General features: G+C 68.9%; 14 protein-coding genes. 8 read left to right on the top strand and 6 right to left on the bottom strand.

The window, feature by feature from the left end; translation table 11 throughout:
- The first annotated feature begins 74 nt into the window (after nucleotides 1-74).
- Both ACQ5BE_RS16075 and ACQ5BE_RS16070 read left to right on the top strand, forming a co-directional pair.
- Nucleotides 75-428, top strand: a complete 354-nt coding sequence (locus ACQ5BE_RS16075) for a hypothetical protein (RefSeq protein WP_430298000.1) — start codon at nucleotides 75-77, stop codon at nucleotides 426-428.
- Between the two features lie 6 nt (nucleotides 429-434).
- Complete coding sequence (locus tag ACQ5BE_RS16070; RefSeq protein WP_430297999.1) at nucleotides 435-791, top strand: hypothetical protein; 357 nt, start codon at nucleotides 435-437, stop codon at nucleotides 789-791.
- Between the two features lie 102 nt (nucleotides 792-893).
- On the opposite strand, the gene ACQ5BE_RS16065 is transcribed toward ACQ5BE_RS16070, so the two are convergent.
- From ACQ5BE_RS16065 to ACQ5BE_RS16045, 5 genes are all read right to left on the bottom strand, one after another.
- Nucleotides 894-1154: a hypothetical protein gene (locus ACQ5BE_RS16065; RefSeq protein ID WP_430297998.1), complete on the bottom strand. Its 261-nt coding sequence runs from the start codon at nucleotides 1152-1154 to the stop codon at nucleotides 894-896.
- Nucleotides 1151-2893, bottom strand: a complete 1743-nt coding sequence (locus ACQ5BE_RS16060) for a bifunctional DNA primase/polymerase (RefSeq protein ID WP_430297997.1) — start codon at nucleotides 2891-2893, stop codon at nucleotides 1151-1153. The genes ACQ5BE_RS16065 and ACQ5BE_RS16060 overlap by 4 nt, the downstream gene beginning before the upstream one ends.
- 201 nt (nucleotides 2894-3094) lie before the next feature.
- A complete protein-coding gene (locus ACQ5BE_RS16055; protein ID WP_430297996.1) occupies nucleotides 3095-3301 on the bottom strand; it encodes a helix-turn-helix domain-containing protein in 207 nt (68 codons plus the stop codon).
- 222 nt (nucleotides 3302-3523) lie between these two features.
- Nucleotides 3524-4864 carry a recombinase family protein gene (locus ACQ5BE_RS16050; RefSeq protein ID WP_430297995.1) on the bottom strand — a complete coding sequence of 447 codons (1341 nt, stop codon included), beginning with the start codon at nucleotides 4862-4864 and terminating at the stop codon, nucleotides 3524-3526.
- Between the two features lie 149 nt (nucleotides 4865-5013).
- On the bottom strand, nucleotides 5014-5253 hold the full coding sequence (locus ACQ5BE_RS16045) for a hypothetical protein (RefSeq protein WP_430297994.1): 240 nt from the start codon (nucleotides 5251-5253) through the stop codon (nucleotides 5014-5016).
- A gap of 258 nt (nucleotides 5254-5511) precedes the next feature.
- Here ACQ5BE_RS16045 and ACQ5BE_RS16040 point away from each other — a divergent pair, with 258 nt between their 5' ends.
- The 4 genes from ACQ5BE_RS16040 (at nucleotide 5512) to ACQ5BE_RS16025 (ending at nucleotide 12453) form a co-directional block, all read left to right on the top strand.
- Entirely contained in the window at nucleotides 5512-7932 is a 2421-nt protein-coding gene (locus ACQ5BE_RS16040; protein WP_430298082.1) for a phosphoketolase family protein, read from the top strand.
- A gap of 130 nt (nucleotides 7933-8062) precedes the next feature.
- Nucleotides 8063-9841 (top strand): ABC transporter family substrate-binding protein, encoded by a 1779-nt coding sequence (locus ACQ5BE_RS16035; RefSeq protein ID WP_430297993.1) that lies wholly within the window; start codon nucleotides 8063-8065, stop codon nucleotides 9839-9841.
- A gap of 25 nt (nucleotides 9842-9866) precedes the next feature.
- Complete coding sequence (locus ACQ5BE_RS16030) at nucleotides 9867-11405, top strand: ABC transporter permease (protein WP_430297992.1); 1539 nt, start codon at nucleotides 9867-9869, stop codon at nucleotides 11403-11405.
- A gap of 1 nt (nucleotide 11406) precedes the next feature.
- Nucleotides 11407-12453, top strand: a complete 1047-nt coding sequence (locus ACQ5BE_RS16025; protein ID WP_430297991.1) for an ABC transporter permease — start codon at nucleotides 11407-11409, stop codon at nucleotides 12451-12453.
- Nucleotides 12454-12494: 41 nt separating this feature from the next.
- On the opposite strand, the gene ACQ5BE_RS16020 is transcribed toward ACQ5BE_RS16025, so the two are convergent.
- Nucleotides 12495-13136 (bottom strand): PH domain-containing protein, encoded by a 642-nt coding sequence (locus ACQ5BE_RS16020; RefSeq protein ID WP_430297990.1) that lies wholly within the window; start codon nucleotides 13134-13136, stop codon nucleotides 12495-12497.
- Between the two features lie 68 nt (nucleotides 13137-13204).
- Here ACQ5BE_RS16020 and ACQ5BE_RS16015 point away from each other — a divergent pair, with 68 nt between their 5' ends.
- Both ACQ5BE_RS16015 and ACQ5BE_RS16010 read left to right on the top strand, forming a co-directional pair.
- On the top strand, nucleotides 13205-15031 hold the full coding sequence (locus ACQ5BE_RS16015; RefSeq protein WP_430297989.1) for a dipeptide ABC transporter ATP-binding protein: 1827 nt from the start codon (nucleotides 13205-13207) through the stop codon (nucleotides 15029-15031).
- 148 nt (nucleotides 15032-15179) lie between these two features.
- Nucleotides 15180-16868 (top strand): peptide ABC transporter substrate-binding protein, encoded by a 1689-nt coding sequence (locus ACQ5BE_RS16010; protein ID WP_430297988.1) that lies wholly within the window; start codon nucleotides 15180-15182, stop codon nucleotides 16866-16868.
- Nucleotides 16869-16887 lie beyond the last annotated feature (19 nt).

Below are 16887 nucleotides of genomic sequence, written 5' to 3'. Positions count from 1 at the left end.
TGCAGCTGCAGCCTCCGACCATGGAGCCGCCAACAGGGGAGGGCGGAAGCCCTCACGAGAGAAGAGAGACGGTCATGACCGACACCCAGCCCCAGAAGGTCATCGAGCCCAGGGCGAAGGCCGCCGCCAAGCCCGCCACGAGGAAGGCGGCTGCGAAGGCCCCCGCCGCGAAGCCGACCACCACCAAGAAGGCCGCGCCGAAGGCCGAGAAGCCCGAGCAGGCGAAGTGGAAGTACCCGGTCGGCACGTTCGTCCGTGCGCGCAAGAACGACAAGGCCCCGGTCTACCTCGTGCAGCAGCACGAGGTGGACGCGGACGGCGAGCGGTTCTACGTCGTCGAGAACGGCTCGGTCGATGTGCAGAAGGGTGGCGGGACGTTCACCAAGCCCTCCCGCACGATCGAGCGCTACTACCGCAAGGTGGCCTGACCCGCCATGGTCCGCGTCCGAGACCTCGCCACGGTCATCGTGGCGAGGCCGGAGAACCTGCGCCGAGTGGCACGGCGACGAGCCCGCGCCGCGCACCCCGGGGTGCTCGCCAGCCTGAAGTCTGCAGCCCACCCCCTCGTGCTGGCCGAGGCGGTGCGCCTCGCCTCGGGCGACGCCTCGCGGCTCCTCGTGCAGCGAGACGGCAGCATCATCGTCGCCAACTCCGCCGAGCACCGGCGCATGATCCAGAGACGGGCAGCCTGGGGCTCTGCAGGAATACGAGAAAGTCCCCGCCGTGAGGCGGAGGCTTCTTCCGTTGCAGTCGTCAACGGAGTTATGTACTCGCGAGTACTGACGGCGTAGAGCGTTCAGACCGCCTCGGAAAGGTGGTAATCCCTCCTAGGCGAATCTCGCAGTCCTGCGAGCCGACTCTCGGACAGTTGATGCATGACGGTGAACCGCGGATCAGTCGTCGTCCCGGCGCATCGGGCACGTCGGCTCGTGCACCACGTCGAGGACGATGTGCCCCTTCGTGGCGGTTGGGTTCGGTGGCGGTATCGCGCCGCAGACGTGGCAGCGCCCATGCCCTCCCTTGCTGTAGTTCTCGTCCGCGAACCCGACCTCGGCCTCGATCCTGTCGAGGAAGAACGTCGGCGGCTCCTCCCCATCGCCCAGCGCATTCGGGTCCGGCAGATCTGGGTCAGGTGCGTAGCTGTTCTCGTTCATGGTTCTGTTCCTTCCTTGCTGTGCCCAGCCCCATCCGGGTTGGGCAGGTCACTGATTTCAGTCGGTGCAGGCACGTCCATGACGCGCTCCGACTGCTCCGACTGCTCCAACAGCCCTGACTGGGCGTCAGTTGGTGCAGTTGGAGTAGTTGGAGACTCTCCCCAAAGCGATTGCTCCGACTGTGCTCCAACTGCGAAAGACCAGTACGAGCGCCGTGGGAAGCCGACATTCTCCACGGAGAGGCCGAGCCGTCGCCTCGCCCGCTTCACCGCGTCAACGGTGTGGCCTGCTTTGATGCCTTCCCGCTTGAGGTCGGCGCTGGGAGCCGAGCCGCCTCGGCTGACGAGATAGTCGCGCACCCAGTCGGCGGCCTCAGCAGTCGCGCTACGGTCGCCGCCGTTCTCGTCGCGTGCCTGGCGTATTGCGTCCGCGATGCTGCCGTCGTGCTCACCGCGCCACACGAGGCACCCCGTCCATGCCGTGCCATCGTCGGTCTGGACGGCGGACGTCTCGACCGTGAAGGCGAGCGTGGGCAGGTCGGCGCGGCCGAGGTTGTTCTTGGGGGTGCCGAACAGACGCCTCGCGTTCGTGTCGTCGTCAGGATCCGGGATGACGCTGTGCACCGATCGTGCCACCGCCGAGAATGCCGTCGAGCCCATCACGAGCTGGAGCGGATCCGTGGCCCCGGACTTGTTGTGGTGGATCAGACCGAGCACCGCCATGCGGGTCCGCGACGCAACCGCGACGAGAGGTTCGAGCGCCTGCCGCACCTCGGCGTCGCGATGCGTGTCGAGGTCGCCGAGGCGTGAGATGAGCGGGTCGAGGAGCAGCAGTGCAGCGTCCGTCTCCCGCGCTGCCTGTTCGAGGCCGTGGTTGTCCCTCGGCAGGGACAGGCCGACGTGCACCTCGTCGGCGTTGACCACTTCAACGCGGTAGACCTTCTCGAGGTCGGCGTCGGCCGCTATGAGACGCGGGACAATGGTGTGCTCCCAGTCGTCCTCGGTCGCACAGACGAGCACGGCCTTGGGAACGCCCTCGAACTCGCCCGGCAGGGCGCCCCGCGTGATCTGCGCCGCCAGCCAGTAGGCGAGCGTGGACTTCCCCAGTCCCTGCCGCCCCGCCAGCAGTGCGAGGGTTCCGAGCGCCATCCGGCCCTCCCACAGCCACTTCACCCTCTGCGGCCTGATCTGGGAGGCGCGCGTGAGGAGCAGCCGACGCCCGCTCTCAGCGTCTCTCTCGCCCTCGTAGACTCCGGCCTGTTTGACGCCATCGGCGCCCTCGACGAGCACTGACGGTGGGGCGACGACGTAGCCGCCGACCCCTCGCACGTCGATGCCCGAAGCGCCACCGTCCTCCACCGGCCACCAGTTTGTGGCATTGGCGCTCTCCGTCGTTGGCGCTACGTAGACATGCCGACCGCGCGGCGTCCTGACCTCCGCAATCGTGGGGAAGACCTCGCTGAAGCCGAGCTCCTGCATCTCCCTCCACGACCGTTCCCCCCGCTCGCCGTCAATGTCGATCACGTCGAACCCGCGACCAGTGGGGAGGCCGATGTTCGCCCTCGGGGTCTTCTCCCACCAACTGCGGATCGCGGCCTCGTCGGTGGACGCGTCCTTGAACCCGTTCCTCGTCGCCGGGGCCTTGCTACCCGGCCTCAGAGGGAACACAGGGAAGCCCCGCCGGGCGTAATCGAGCACGATGGCAACCCGAGCGCCAGGCTCCTCTTCGCTCTGCGTCATCGCGGCTCACCGTCGATCACGCGCGAGCCGCAGCAGCGCGGCGATGGCCTCGGCCTGCGCTGGCGTCAGCGGCGGCCAGGATTCGACCACCCTCGCGGCGTGCTCTTCGAGCGCCGCGATGTCGGAGTGGTGCGGGGTGGGACGTGTCCTACTCTGGACGCGAGCGCTGGGCCGTGTCTTCTGATTCGCCTTCAGCACGGCTCAGCCCTCGCCGCCGCTGGCGACGGGCACTCGCCGAATCAGCAGGTGCACGTCGTCGCGCCTCACGCGCATCGCGCCGCGCCCGAGACGGTACGCGGGCAGGATTCCGGCCTTGATGCAGCGCTCGATCGATCGCTTCGACAAGCCGACCATGGCGCTGACCTCGGCCAGGGTCAGGTATTCGTGGTCGCTGATGGATGCGGGCATTTCCGAGTCTCCCGAGGCATGTAGTAGTCCTCGGGTCTCTCATCAGCGCTGGCTCCCGCTAACCGGCCAGTGATGAGCTTTCACCCGTTCGTCTGCGATGGGTTGGGTCAGCGCCTGACAGCGACGCCGACTCGCGGCTCGTATGGGTCAACCATAGACCTGAGAACGTCAATAACGACTAAGAGCGACAAGGAATACTCTCGTCAGGAAGTTCTCGCCGGCCTACCTCGGCCGCAGCTCCACCGAGGCCGGGTCGAACGTGCGGCTTCCCCTCGGCGCCGGGTGAATCAAGACCTCGCACAGGGTGTCGACGACCGTTCGGCGGATCATGAGCGGCGAACTGTCGAACGCCGCCACCGGGTCGTTCGACAGCAGCACCGATGACGCCGGGTTCGCGAGGCGCTGCATCGCCGCCTCGGCGGCGGCGAGCTCCGCCTTGAGGCGGTCTGTCTTGACCTTGTACCTGTGCCCGTCGATCCGGTCCGCATCGTAATCGGCCTCGGTCGCCGCAATGCTGAGACGCGCCTTGCGTGCCCTCTCCGCAGCTTCGAGGTCCTCAGGTGCTGGGGCCGTGACCAGATCCGCCACATCCGGCCGAGCGAGGCGGGCGCGGACGGCCGCGAGCACGTAGGCGTCGATGTGGCCTTGGGCGCGGGTCATATGCCCTTTCGTCGTGCACCTGTAGCGGTCTCCCGACCACGACACGAGCTGCTGGCCGCACACCCCGCACCGGAAAAGCCCGGACCCCAGATGCTTCCTGTCGGTGCCCTGATGAGTCCGGCGCCTCGGGTCGTTCAGCTTGGCCTGGACGACGGTGAACACGTCGTCCTCCACGATCCGGGTCCAGCCGCCGGGCTTGTCGATCACCTTGCCCTGATAGATAGCTCGTGCGGCGTAGCGAGGGTTTGTCAGCATTGCTCGGATACTCGAAGGGTTCCAAGGCGTGCCATGCCGGGTCGGGAAGCCCTGCTCGTGCGCCCAAGCCGCGAGGGAGCGCAGCGAGTCGCCAGCGTAGAAGCGCTCGAAAACCTCCCTCACGAACTCGGCCTCGACCGGAACGAGGTCGCCCTTAGGCGTGTAGCCGGTCAGCCGAACCCCAAGCGGAGGGCGACCTTTCTCCGCACGCTGCCGCGCGGCGCGGCGCTGGCGCTCGGCCTTGCGCTCCATCTCACCGCGCGCCACAGCTGCTTTGATCCGGGCGAACATGCGCCCGCCGTCCGTGGCGAGGTCGGCCTCGCCGTTCGCCGTGACCAGCAGCAGGCCGCGCTCCTCGGCGGCGTCGATCCAGTCCTCCAGCTGACGCGGCTGCCGCGTGAGGCGGTCGAGGTCCCAGCACACGATGGCTCCGAACCGGCCCGCCGCGTAGTCCTGCACCATGCGGTCGTAGTCAGGGCGCTTCTTGCGGCGGTCGGATGCACCCACATTGTCCTTGTACGTGTGGACGACGGTCCAGCCACGGGCCGCTGCGAGGGCTTCGCAGTCCTCACGCTGGCGCTCGATGGCCAGTCCCTCGCCGGTCGGGTCGAGGCTGATCCTCAGGTAGATGGCTGCACGTGTGCGCATGCGGCCATCCTGCGCCGTGACGTTGAACTGCGCTAGTACTTAGTCGAGTTCCGCTTCAACGTCTAGCCGGGAGAAGGGCCGTCACGCCTCGCAGACGAAGGTGACGGTCCGGATCCGCTCCTCGCGGAGGTTCGCGACCCGATTGCGCGTCATGTCTCGCGAAGTTCGCTGCCGAGGAAGGTCGCGAACGTCACCGGCGGCCGGCCCGACTCCGCAAGGCGCGCGGCCATCACCGCGAACCATGCGAGGCCTTCGGCCGAGGAGCCGGTCGGGTCGACGATAGTGAACCCGGCGCCGTCGAGGAATGCCGCCATTTCGTCAGGGGAGGCGAGGAAGCTGGTCTCGCTGTCCCGGGCGACATTCATGCCCACGTGCACGGTGAGGCCCAACATCGAAATGTGCATCCGGGAAGTCGAGGGCCGTCGCGTCCCCCACGAGGAAGGCGGTCTCCCCGCCCAGGGCGGGCCATCTCGAGCGTCGCGGTCCGGCCGCGGATGTGGAACTCTGCCTGGACGGACACCGGCGGGCACGAGTTGTTCTCCCCGACGTCACTCCAGGGCCATTCGCCTCAAGGGCCCCGCAACCTCGCCGGGCTAGGCTGGGCAGCGACCGGCCGCGTGGATCCAGCCGTGCCAGCGCGGCAGCCGATGCGGAAGGGCGGTACCCCTCACGTGACGACGACAGAGCCAACCACGCACCTCACCGAGCAGGGGATGGATGATCTCGAGCGCTGGTGGCGTGCCGCGAACTACCTCTCGGTCGGCCAGATCTACCTCCGTGACAACCCGCTGCTCAGGCGGCCCCTCGAGTCCGCGGACGTCAAGAAGCGCCTCCTCGGCCACTGGGGCACCACCACGGGCCTGAACTTCATCTACGCCCACCTCAACCGCGCGATCATCGCCCGTGACCAGGCGATGCTGTTCGTCACCGGACCCGGACACGGCGGCCCCGCAAATGTCGCCAATGCCTACCTCGAAGGCACCTATTCCGAGATCTACACGCGCTTCGGAGACGACGAGGACAGCCTCCGGGAGCTCTTCCGCCAGTTCTCCTATCCTGGCGGCATCCCGAGCCACGCCGCCCCCGAGACGCCCGGCTCGATCAGCGAGGGCGGGGAGCTCGGCTACTCGCTCGCGCACGCCTTCGGCGCCGCCTTCGACAACCCGGACCTCGTCGTCGCCTGCGTCGTGGGAGACGGCGAGGCCGAGACCGGCCCCCTGGCCGGCAGCTGGCAGTCGACCGCCTTCCTCGATGCCGTCCGCGACGGCGCCGTCCTGCCGATCCTCCACCTCAACGGCTACAAGATCGCCAACCCCACGGTCTTGGCCCGGCGCCCGGAGTCGCAGCTGCGCTCCTACCTGGAGGGCCTCGGATGGGCGCCGCGGTTCGTCACCGTCGACGACCCGCAGGACCACAACGGCGCACACCGCGACTTCGCCGCCGCGCTCGATGGCAGCCTCGACGAGATCCGCGTCATCCAGGAGCGGGCACGCGCGGCGGGGGAGCGGCCTGCCGACGAGCCTGCTGCGCCGTGGCCCCTCATCGTGTTCCGCTCCCCGAAGGGCTGGACAGGCCCGGCGGTCGTGGACGGCAAGCCGGTCGAGGGCACCTGGCGCGCACACCAGGTCCCCCTCAGCGGCATCCACGAGAACCCCGAGCATCTCGCCCAGCTCGAGCAGTGGCTGCGCTCCTACCGGCCGGAGGAGCTCTTCACGCACGACGGCGCCCGCTCGCCCGAGCTGGGCAGCCTCGCCCCGCGCGGTGACCGCCGCATGAGTGCCACGCCCTTCGCGAACGGGGGGCGTCTGCTCAACGACCTGCGGCTCCCCGACCCCGAGGCGCACATGATCCCGGTGGAGGCGCCCGGCGTCGTGCGTGCCGGGGCGATGCACAACCTCGGCGAGTGGATCCGCGAGGTGATCCGGGCCAATCCGACGAACTTCCGGCTCTTCGGCCCGGACGAGACGGCGTCCAACCGCCTCCAGGCGGTGTTCGAGGCGACGGACAAGGTGTGGCAGGAGCGCATCGAGGGCGTCGACGAGCACCTTGCCCGGGCGGGACGCGTCATGGAGGTGCTGAGCGAGCACCTGTGCCAGGGCTGGCTCGAGGGCTATCTCCTCACGGGGCGGCACGGGGTCCTGAACTCGTACGAGGCGTTCGTGCACATCGTCGACTCCATGTTCAACCAGCACGCGAAGTGGCTCAAGGTGCACCGCGAGCTGCCGTGGCGCCTGCCGGTCGCCTCCCTCACCTACCTGCTCTCGAGCCACGTGTGGCAGCAGGACCACAACGGCTTCTCGCACCAAGACCCGGGATTCATCGACCATGTGGTCAACAAGAAGGCGGACGTGATCCGGGTCTACCTCCCTGTAGATGCCAACACCCTCGTGTCCACGATGGACCACTGCCTGCGCAGCCGTGACTACGTCAACGTGGTCATGGCCGGGAAGGCGGCGTCGCTGCAGTGGCTGGGGCCCGAGGAAGCGCAGCTTCACTGTGCCCGCGGCATCGGGATCTGGGACTTCGCCGGGAGCGAGGTCGAGGGGGAGGAGCCCGACGTCGTGCTGGGCTGTGCCGGAGACGTCCCGACGGCGGAGGCCGTCGCGGCGGCGCAGATGCTGCGCCGGGACCTGCCCGGGCTCAAGATCCGCCTGGTGAACGCCGTCGACCTCATGCGCCTCCAGGACGAGCGGGAGCACCCCCACGGCCTCCCGGACCGCGAGTTCGACGCCCTCTTCACCACCGACAAGCCGGTGGTGTTCGCGTACCACGGCTATCCGTGGCTCATCCATCGGCTCACCTACCGCCGGGCCAACCACGGGAACCTGCACGTGCGCGGCTACGTCGAGGAGGGCACGACGACGACCCCGTTCGACATGGCGATGCTCAATCGGATCGACCGCTTCCACCTCGCCATCGACGTGATCGACAGGGTCCCCGGGCTTGCGGCCAGGCACGCCGCCCTGCGGCAGCGGTACGAGGACGACCTCGCCCGCGTCCGCGCCTACACGAGGGAGTTCGGCGAGGACCCGGAAGGCATCCGGGACTGGGTGCTCGAGGAGGGCTGACCGGCCCCGCGCAACGCGATAGATTGCAGGTTCATAACGACAGGACCCGAAGAGTAACCTCCACGGAGGTCGCGACGAGGGTCACGTCTAGGCTGTGTGGCACGTGGGTGTCAACGAAGAAGGAGTCGGAATGCGGCGTGGGCGTATCTCCAGGGCTGTAGGCATTGCCGTGCTGGCGGTACTCTCACTCGGCGCGTGCGCGACCCAGAACAGCCCTGCCCCGGGAGCGTCCACAGGGCAGGCGAGTGCCAAGCAGGGCGGCAAGATCACTGTGGTCGAGGTCAATGCCTTCAACTCCTTCAACCCGAACACCGCGACCGGCAACGCCGAGATCAACTCGAAGGTCAGCTATCCGACCCACTCGGGCTTCTACTACATCGACAACAAGCTCAATGTGGTGCGCAACGAGAAGTTCGGCAAGATGGAGAAGGTCTCCGACGACCCGCTGACCGTCAAGTACACCGTGAATGACGGCGTCAAGTGGTCGGACGGCACCCCCGTCACCGCCCATGACCTCTTCCTCCAGTGGGCTGCCTTCTCCGCCTACTACTCCGACGCGGACCCCTCCGCGAAGACCGGCACGAGCTACTTCTCGTTCGCCGGGGACCCGACCGGGCTGAACGCCACGGAGGTTCCCACGATCTCCGACAACGACCGGACCCTGACGCTGAAGTACACCAAGCCCTATGCCGACTGGGAGATCGCGCTCGGTGGTCCCGCCATCGACGTGCCTGCGCACGTCATCGCGAAGAAGGCCGGGCTGCCCGACGCCAAGGCCCTCACGGATCTCATGAGGGGCATGAAGAAGGGCGACCCGGCCAAGCCGCAGCCCGCGAACGAGACGCTCAAGAAGGCGGCGGAGTTCTACAACACCGGCTTCGACACGAAGACGCTCCCCGCGGACACCTCGCTGTTCCTCTCCAACGGGCCGTACATCGTCAAGGAGATCGTCCCCGACCAGTCCATGACGCTCATCCGCAACAGGGACTATGCGTGGGGCCCGACGCCGAACGCCGATTCGATCGTGGTCCGCTACATCGGCTCTGCGCCGGCGCAGGTCCAGGCCCTGAAGAACGGGGAGGCGGACATCATCGCCCCGCAGGCCTCTGCGGACACGATCGACCAGCTCAAGAGCGTGCCCGGGGCCACGGTGCTCCAGGACAAGCAGCTCGCCTACGAGCACCTCGACCTCAACTTCTCCGGCCCGTTCGCCGACAAGGACGTCCGGACGGCGTTCCTCCTCACGGTCCCGCGCCAGGACATCGTGGACAAGATCGTCAAGAAGCTCGACCCCGAGGCCAAGCCGCTCGACTCGCAGTTCTTCGTCCCCGCCCAGGCGGCCTATGCGAACTCGGTGAAGGACAACGGCTCCACCGCGTACGACAACGTGGACATCGACAAGGCCAAGCAGCTCCTCTCCGGCAAGCAGCCCGAGATCCGCATCATGTACAACAAGGACAGCCCGAACCGCGTGGACATGTTCACGCTCATCAAGGAGTCCGCCGAGAAGGCCGGCTTCAAGATCGTGGACGGGGGGCTCGGGCGTTCTGACTGGAGCAAGGCGCTGGGCAAGGGCACCTACGACGCGAGCATCTTTGCCTGGTCCAACCCTGGCGTGGGCGTGCAAGGCGTACCGGCGATCTTCAAGTCGGGCAACGACCTGAACTACAACAAGTTCTCGAACGAGGAAGCCGACAAGCTCATGGATGAGCTGATCGGGACCACGGACAAGGGCAAGCAGAACGAGATCATGACCAAGCTCGACAAGATCGTCTGGGACTCCTCGTACGGGCTGCCGCTGTTCCAGAACCCCGGAGTCCAGGCCTACAGCGACAAGGTCGACGGCGTGGTGTACAACCCGATGAAGACCGGCGTGTGGTGGAACTTCTGGGAGTGGTCGGTCAAGTAGCGAACGGACAGGGCACCACGCCGCCATGCTGACGTACATCGTGCGGCGGCTGGCAACGGCCGCGCTGATCCTCCTCGGCGCCTCGTTCGTGGTCTACAACCTGACCGCGCTCTCGGGCGACCCGCTCGAGGAGTTCCGCGGGAGCGGGGCGCCCAACGCCAAGCAGCTCATGGACGCGCGCGCGGAACTCCTGGACCTCGGCACTCCCGCTCCCGTGCGCTACTTCACGTGGCTCGGCGGCGCGGCCCGCTGCCTCCTTCCCGTCGCCGGGGGGTGCGATCTGGGGAAGAACGTCGCGGGCCAGCCGGTCACCGAGGCCCTCGGCGTAGCGCTGGTCCAGACGCTCACCCTGGTCACGGCCGCGGCAGTCCTTGCGATCCTCGTCGGCGTCGCCCTCGGTGTCGTGACGGCCCTGCGGCAGCACAGCGTGCTGGACTACGGGGTCACCTTCATGGCCTTCCTCTTCTTCTCCCTGCCGATCTTCTGGGTCGCGGTGCTGCTCAAGGAGTACGGCGCGATCGGGTTCAACGACTTCCTCGCCGATCCCGAGATCCCGTGGCAGGTGTCCGCCGGCCTCGGCGCGCTGGCGGCCCTGGGCGTGGGCGGCGCGGCCGGCGGCCGGCCCGGGCGTCGGCTCGCTGCGGGCGGCGCCGCCTTCGTGCTCACGGCGGGCCTGCTCGCGCTGGCCTCGGGCACGCGGTGGTTCGCCCGCCCCGGACTGGGCCTCGTCGTCCTCCTCGTGGGCGGCACCGGGTTCGCGTTCGCTGCCGCGGCACTGGCCGCCGGGCCGAGGAACCGGCGGGCCCTCGTGGCCGGGCTCGGGGCCGTCGCGGTCGGGCTTGCGGTGTACTTCCCGATCCAGGGGCCGCTGAACGGCGCCACGCCGGGCATGATCCTGGTCCTCGGGGTCCTGACCGTGCTCGTCGGCACCGGCCTCGGGTGGCTCGCCGGCGGCTACGACCGGCGGCAGAACATGCGGGTCGCCGGTGCCACCGCGTTGGCGATGGGCGCGATGATCGCCCTCGACCGCTACATGCAGGCCTGGCCCTCCTATGTCGCGGACAGCACCGTGCGCGGCCGGCCCATCGCGACCATCGGTGCATCGACGCCCAACCTCGGCGGGGACTTCTGGACGGCCGGCATCGACTCGTTCACCCATCTGGTCCTCCCCACGATCGCGCTCGTCCTCGTCTCGCTGGCGGGCTACGCGCGCTTCACGCGGTCGTCGATGCTCGAGGTCATGACCATGGACTACATCCGCACCGCCCGCGCCAAGGGGGTGGGGGAGCGCGACGTCGTCCTGCGCCACGCGCTGCGCAACGCGCTCCTTCCGATCACCACGGTCGTGGCCTTCGACATCGGCGGCCTCATCGGCGGCGCCGTCATCACCGAGACCGTCTTCTCGGTGCGCGGAATGGGCGTGATGTTCCTCGAGGGCGTCACCCGGGTCGACCCGAACCCCGTCATGGCCGTCTTCATCTGCACAGCGGCGACCGCCATGGTGTTCAACCTCCTCGCCGACCTCGCGTACTCGGCCCTCGACCCGCGGATCAGGGTGAGGTGACGTGTCCCAGCCAACCCAGCAGAGTGAGCTGCTTGCCGAGGGCGAGGCCCTGGCCCGTCCGAGGATCACGGGTGAGGGTCCCGTCGGGCCGGAGGGCCTCAGCCAGGGCCAGATCGTCCGGAAGCGGTTCCTCCGGCACGGCGGGGCGGTCGTCGGGGTCTCCATCCTTGCCGCGATCCTCGCGCTCGCGTTCACATCGGTGGGATGGGGTCCCTTCGCCGGATGGTGGAAGTACGGCCACACGGACATCGCACCCCTGGTCGACGACGGCGCACCCACCCTCGCGCTCGCCCCGTTCCGTCTGGGGGAGCACCCCTTCGGCCAGGACCGGATCGGCCGGGACCTCTTCGCGATGACGATGCGCGGTGCCCAGCAGTCCATCACGGTCATGCTCGTCATCGGGCTCATCGCTGGCGCCATCGGCGTCGTGGTCGGGGCGGTGGCCGGGTACTTCCGCGGCTGGGCCGATGCCGTCCTCATGCGGCTGACGGACGTCGTGATCATCGTCCCGGCCCTCCTGCTCGCCGCCGTCCTGTCCGCAGTCGCCGGCCGCCGCGACGACGGCACCTGGTTCGGGGCCGTCGCGGGGCAGCATGGCGTGCTGGTGCTCGGCGTCTTCCTCGGCTTCGTGCTGTGGGTCGGGCTGGCCCGCCTCGTGCGCGGGGAGTTCCTGACGCTGCGCGAACGCGAGTTCGTCGATGCCGCCCGCCTGTCCGGGGCGTCGAGCATGCGCATCATCGTCCGGCACATCCTGCCGAACGCGATCGGCGTCGTGATCGTGAACGTCACGCTCACGATGAGCTCGGCGATCCTGCTCGAGACGGCGCTCAGCTACCTCGGGGTCGGCGTCAAAGCACCCGACACCTCCCTCGGCCTGCTCATCTCCCAGAACCAGGACGCCTTCTCCACGCGACCGTGGCTGTTCTGGTGGCCGGGCGCCTTCATCGTCCTGATCTGCCTGAGCATCAACGTCATCGGTGACGGCCTGCGCGACGCCTTCGACCCGCGCCAGCGGCCGTTCCGCGCCGGTGCCAGGAGCGGGCGGTGACGCCGCGCCCGGGAAGGCCACCCGGCGCCGTCGTTGGCGGATCACGCCCCGGGGGTGAGGAGGGTCGCGACGGCGAGCCCCGCCGTCACCGCCGTCTCGGCCCACGCGACGCGGCGGGTGACCGGGGTGGTGTCCGCGCGTCCGGCATGCGCGGCGCCCGAGGTGAGCGCCTCGGCCCAGCGCCTGCGGACGACGGCGGCCGCCTGTCCCGAGTCGGTGTGGGCGAGGTCGCCGGGCCGGACCGAGCGCGCGGGACCGTACGTGCTCTCGGGAAGCCCGTCGACGTGCTCGGGCCTGGCGTGCCTGGTGCCCCAGATGCCCGGTGCGGGCGCCGCCCAGGCCGTGAAGCGGCCGGACCCGGTCACCAGCGTCAGGGCGTACTTCGTGTCCACATGGGCCAGGGCATCCCACGGGACGCCGATGCTGCGCAGCGGGTTGCGGAGTTCGACGCCGGCGTCGCTCACCACCACCGCAGGCCGCCAGAACAGCACCCACCCGGCCGCGGCGAGCAGCAGGAACGGCGCCGCGAACCGGGCCCCGGCCAGTCCGGCCGCGGACAGCGTCAGTGCGAGTCCGGTCGCGGCGAGGCCCCACGTCAGCCAGGCCAGAGCCCTGCTGCTGCGGGCGGCGAGGTTTTCGATGCGGCCGGTGTGCGCCAGGACGTCAGGCGTGAGCGCGGTCATGACCCCATGAAACAGGACGCTGCGCGCCGCCGCCACACCCCGAAGCCGCCGCGGACAGGAGGACGGCCGTGACGGACAGCCCCAGAGACTCGCCCGGCCCCGGGGCGGCGCCCGTCCTCGAGGTCCGCGGCCTGAACGTGGACTTCGGCGTCGACCGCGCCTGGGTCGCCGCGGCGCAAGGCCTCGACTTCGAGGTGCGCGCGGGCGAGGTCCTCGCCATCGTCGGCGAGTCGGGGTCCGGCAAGTCCGCGAGCTCGATGGCCCTGCTGGGGCTCCTTCCCCCCAACAGCCGCGTCTCGGGCAGCGTCCGCCTCGCCGGGGAGGAGCTGTTCGGCCCGGACCGCAGGCGCCTGCGCGCGGCCCGCGGCAGGGACATCGCGATGGTCTTCCAGGAGCCCATGTCGGCGCTGAATCCCGTCAGCACGGTGGGGGTCCAGATCGTCGAGGCCGTCCGGCTCCACACGCCACTGGCGCCGCGCAAGGCCCGCGCGAAGGCTCTGGCCCTGCTCGAAATGGTGGGCCTGGGGGAGGCCGAGCGGGTGTTCCGGTCGTATCCCCATCAGCTCTCCGGCGGGCAGCTGCAGCGCGTCCTGATCGCCCAGTCGCTCTCGTGCAGCCCGAAGCTGCTCATCGCCGACGAGCCGACCACGGCCCTGGACGTCACCGTCCAGGCGGAGATCCTGAGCCTCCTGCGGAGCCTGAAGGACAGCCTCGGCGCGGCGATCCTCCTCATCACCCACGACATGGGCGTGGTGGCCGACCTCGCCGACCGCGTCGCGGTGATGCGGGCGGGCCGGATCGTCGAGACCGGCACGGCCGCCCAGGTCTTCCGCTCGCCGCGGCACGCCTACACCCGGGCGCTGCTGGAGGCGGTCCCGCGTCTGGGACAGGGCGGGCGCCGCGCGGACGACGGCGTGGACCCCACCGCCGCGCTCGCAGCCGCGGCGGGCGTGGGCCTCGAGGCGGCCGAGGCGCGGGGGCTCTCAGCGCGCGAACGCGACACCGTCCCGGCTCCCGCCGAAGCCGAGGGCCGGCGGCCCACTCGGGGTGTGCCCGTGCTCGAGCTGCGAGGTGCCGTCGTCGAGTACCCGGGCCGGGGACGTGGACGGGCCTTCCGGGCCGTGCACGGGGTCGACCTCGCAGTGCATCCCGGCGAGGTGGTGGGCCTGGTGGGGGAGTCCGGGTCGGGCAAGACCACGGTCGGACGCGCCGCGGTGGGACTGCTGGCCGTGACGGAGGGTTCGCTCACCGTCGTCGGCCAGGAGATCGGGGGCCTGCGGCGGGACTACCGCCGTCTGCGCGAGGCGCGGCGCTCGGTGGGAATGGTGTTCCAGGACCCGTCCTCCTCGCTCAACCCGAGGCTGCCGGTCGGCGAGTCGATCGGTGAGCCCCTGCTGCTCTCGGGGGCGGCCAGGGGCGCACGCCTGCACGCGCGGGTCGAGGCGCTCCTGGACCAAGTCGAGCTGCCGCGCTCGTACCGGAACCGCTATCCGCATGAGCTCTCCGGCGGCCAGAGGCAGCGCGTGGGAATCGCGCGGGCGCTCGCGCTCGAGCCGAAGCTCATGGTGGCTGACGAGCCCACCTCGGCGCTGGACGTCTCGGTCCAGGCCAAGGTCATCGACCTCTTCGCGCAGCTCCAGCGCGAGCACGGCTTCGCGTGCCTGTTCGTGAGCCACGACCTCGCGGTGGTCGACGTCCTCGCCGACTACATTGCCGTGATGCGCGGCGGCCGGATCATCGAGCAGGGCCCGCGCGACTCGGTGCTCCGCAGTCCTCGGGAGCCCTACACCCAGCGGCTCCTGGCGGCCGTGCCGCTGCCCGACCCCGAGGCTCAGCGGGAGCGCCGCGAACTGCGCGAGCTGCTCGCCGGGCGGCCCCCGGAATCGGCGGGCTAGGTCACGTTTTGGCAAAGGATTCTTTCACTTCTCGCGAATGTGGCTAGGCTGTACGAATGTGGGTCGGATCACGTCACCCTGTGTGGCGGGCTCACGGGCTCTCGCATCAGGCCGGGGTCCATTTCCGAGATCGTTAGGAGTTTGAGGGATGCGTCTATCACGCATGTCCAAGGCCTTGGGGGCCACGGCCGCTGTCGCCCTCGCGCTGAGCGCGTGCAGCGGCGGCGGGGGCACTTCTGGGGGCACTGCCCAGTCGAGCGGCGATCCCAACAAGGTGATCACCGCCTACAGCAATGAGCCGCAGAACCCGCTGCTGCCGGCCAACACCAACGAGGTCTACGGCGGCCGCGTCGTCGAGATGCTCTTCGAAGGCCTGCGCACGTACGCGGCGGACGGCAAGCCGGTCAACGCGCTCGCCGACAGCATCGAGTCCTCTGACTCGCAGAACTGGACCATCAAGGTCAAGCAGGGCCAGAAGTTCACCAACGGCGAGGCGATCACGGCCAAGACCTTCGTGGACTCCTGGAACTTCGCGGCACTGGCCACAAACCTCCAGAACAACAGCTTCTTCTTCGAGTCCATCGAGGGCTACGACGACGTCAGCGCCACCACGAAGAGCACCGGGGCGGACGGCAAGACCACCTCGACGCCGGCTCCCAAGGCGCAGACCATGTCCGGGCTCAGCGCCCCCGACGACCAGACGATCAAGGTCAAGCTCGCCCAGCCCGAGGCCGACTGGTCCCTGCGCCTCGGCTACTCGGCCTTCTTCCCGCTGCCCTCCGAGGCCCTCAAGGACCCGAAGAAGTTCGGCGAGAACCCGATCGGCAACGGCCCCTACAAGATGGCCAAGGACACCGGATCGTGGGTCCATGACCAGTCAATCTCGCTGGTCAAGAATGCCGACTACAAGGGTCCGCGTGAGGCCAAGAACGGTGGCATCACCTTCAAGTTCTACACTGACCCGGGCCCGGCCTACACGGACCTTCAGGCCGACAACCTGGACGTCACGGACGTCCTCCCGTCGAACGCGCTCAAGACCTACACCACGGACTTCCAGGACCGCAACGCGACCAAGCCGGTCGCGAGCAACTCGACCCTGAACATCCCGGGCTACAACCCGAACTTCCAGGGCGAGGCCGGCAAGCTCCGCCGCCAGGCCCTCTCCTACGCGATCAACCGCGAGGAGATCGCCAAGGTCGTCTTCAACGGGACCCGGACGCCGTCCAAGGCATTCGCCCCGCCGGTCATCGACGGCTTCAAGGCCGACATCCCGGGCAGCGAGGTCCTCAAGTACGACCCCGCCAAGGCCAAGGACCTCTGGGCCCAGGCCGACAAGATCCAGCCGTACGACGCCTCCAAGCCCCTCCTGATCGGCTCGAACACCGACGGCGGCAACAAGGAATGGGTCGACGCCGTCGCGAACAACTTCAAGAACAACCTGGGCATCCAGTCGGAGATCCAGCCGTTCGCGAAGTTCGCCGAGCTGCTCAACGTCCGCAAGTCGCAGAGCCTCCCGGGTCTGACCCGTGCCGGCTGGCAGGGTGACTACCCGTCGCTCTACAACTTCCTCGGCCCGGTCTGGGCGACCGGCGCGTCGTCGAACTACGAGAAGTACTCGAACCCCGAGTTCGACAAGCTCCTCAAGGACGGCCTCGCCGCGAAGTCGACGGACGAAGCGAATGACAAGTTCAACAAGGCGCAGGAAGTCCTGTTCAAGGACCTGCCGGGTCTGCCACTCTGGGACCAGAACCGCGCCATTGTGTGGAGCAACAACGTGATCAAGGCCGAGACCGGGTGGAACGGCCAGATCCGCTACTTCGACATCCAGGCGAAGTAGCACCGCGACAGCGGATACT

The organism is Sinomonas sp. B1-1 (assembly GCF_050474465.1).
Lineage (GTDB): Bacteria > Actinomycetota > Actinomycetes > Actinomycetales > Micrococcaceae > Sinomonas > Sinomonas flava.
This window is presented reverse-complemented; position numbering and strand designations above follow the sequence as displayed.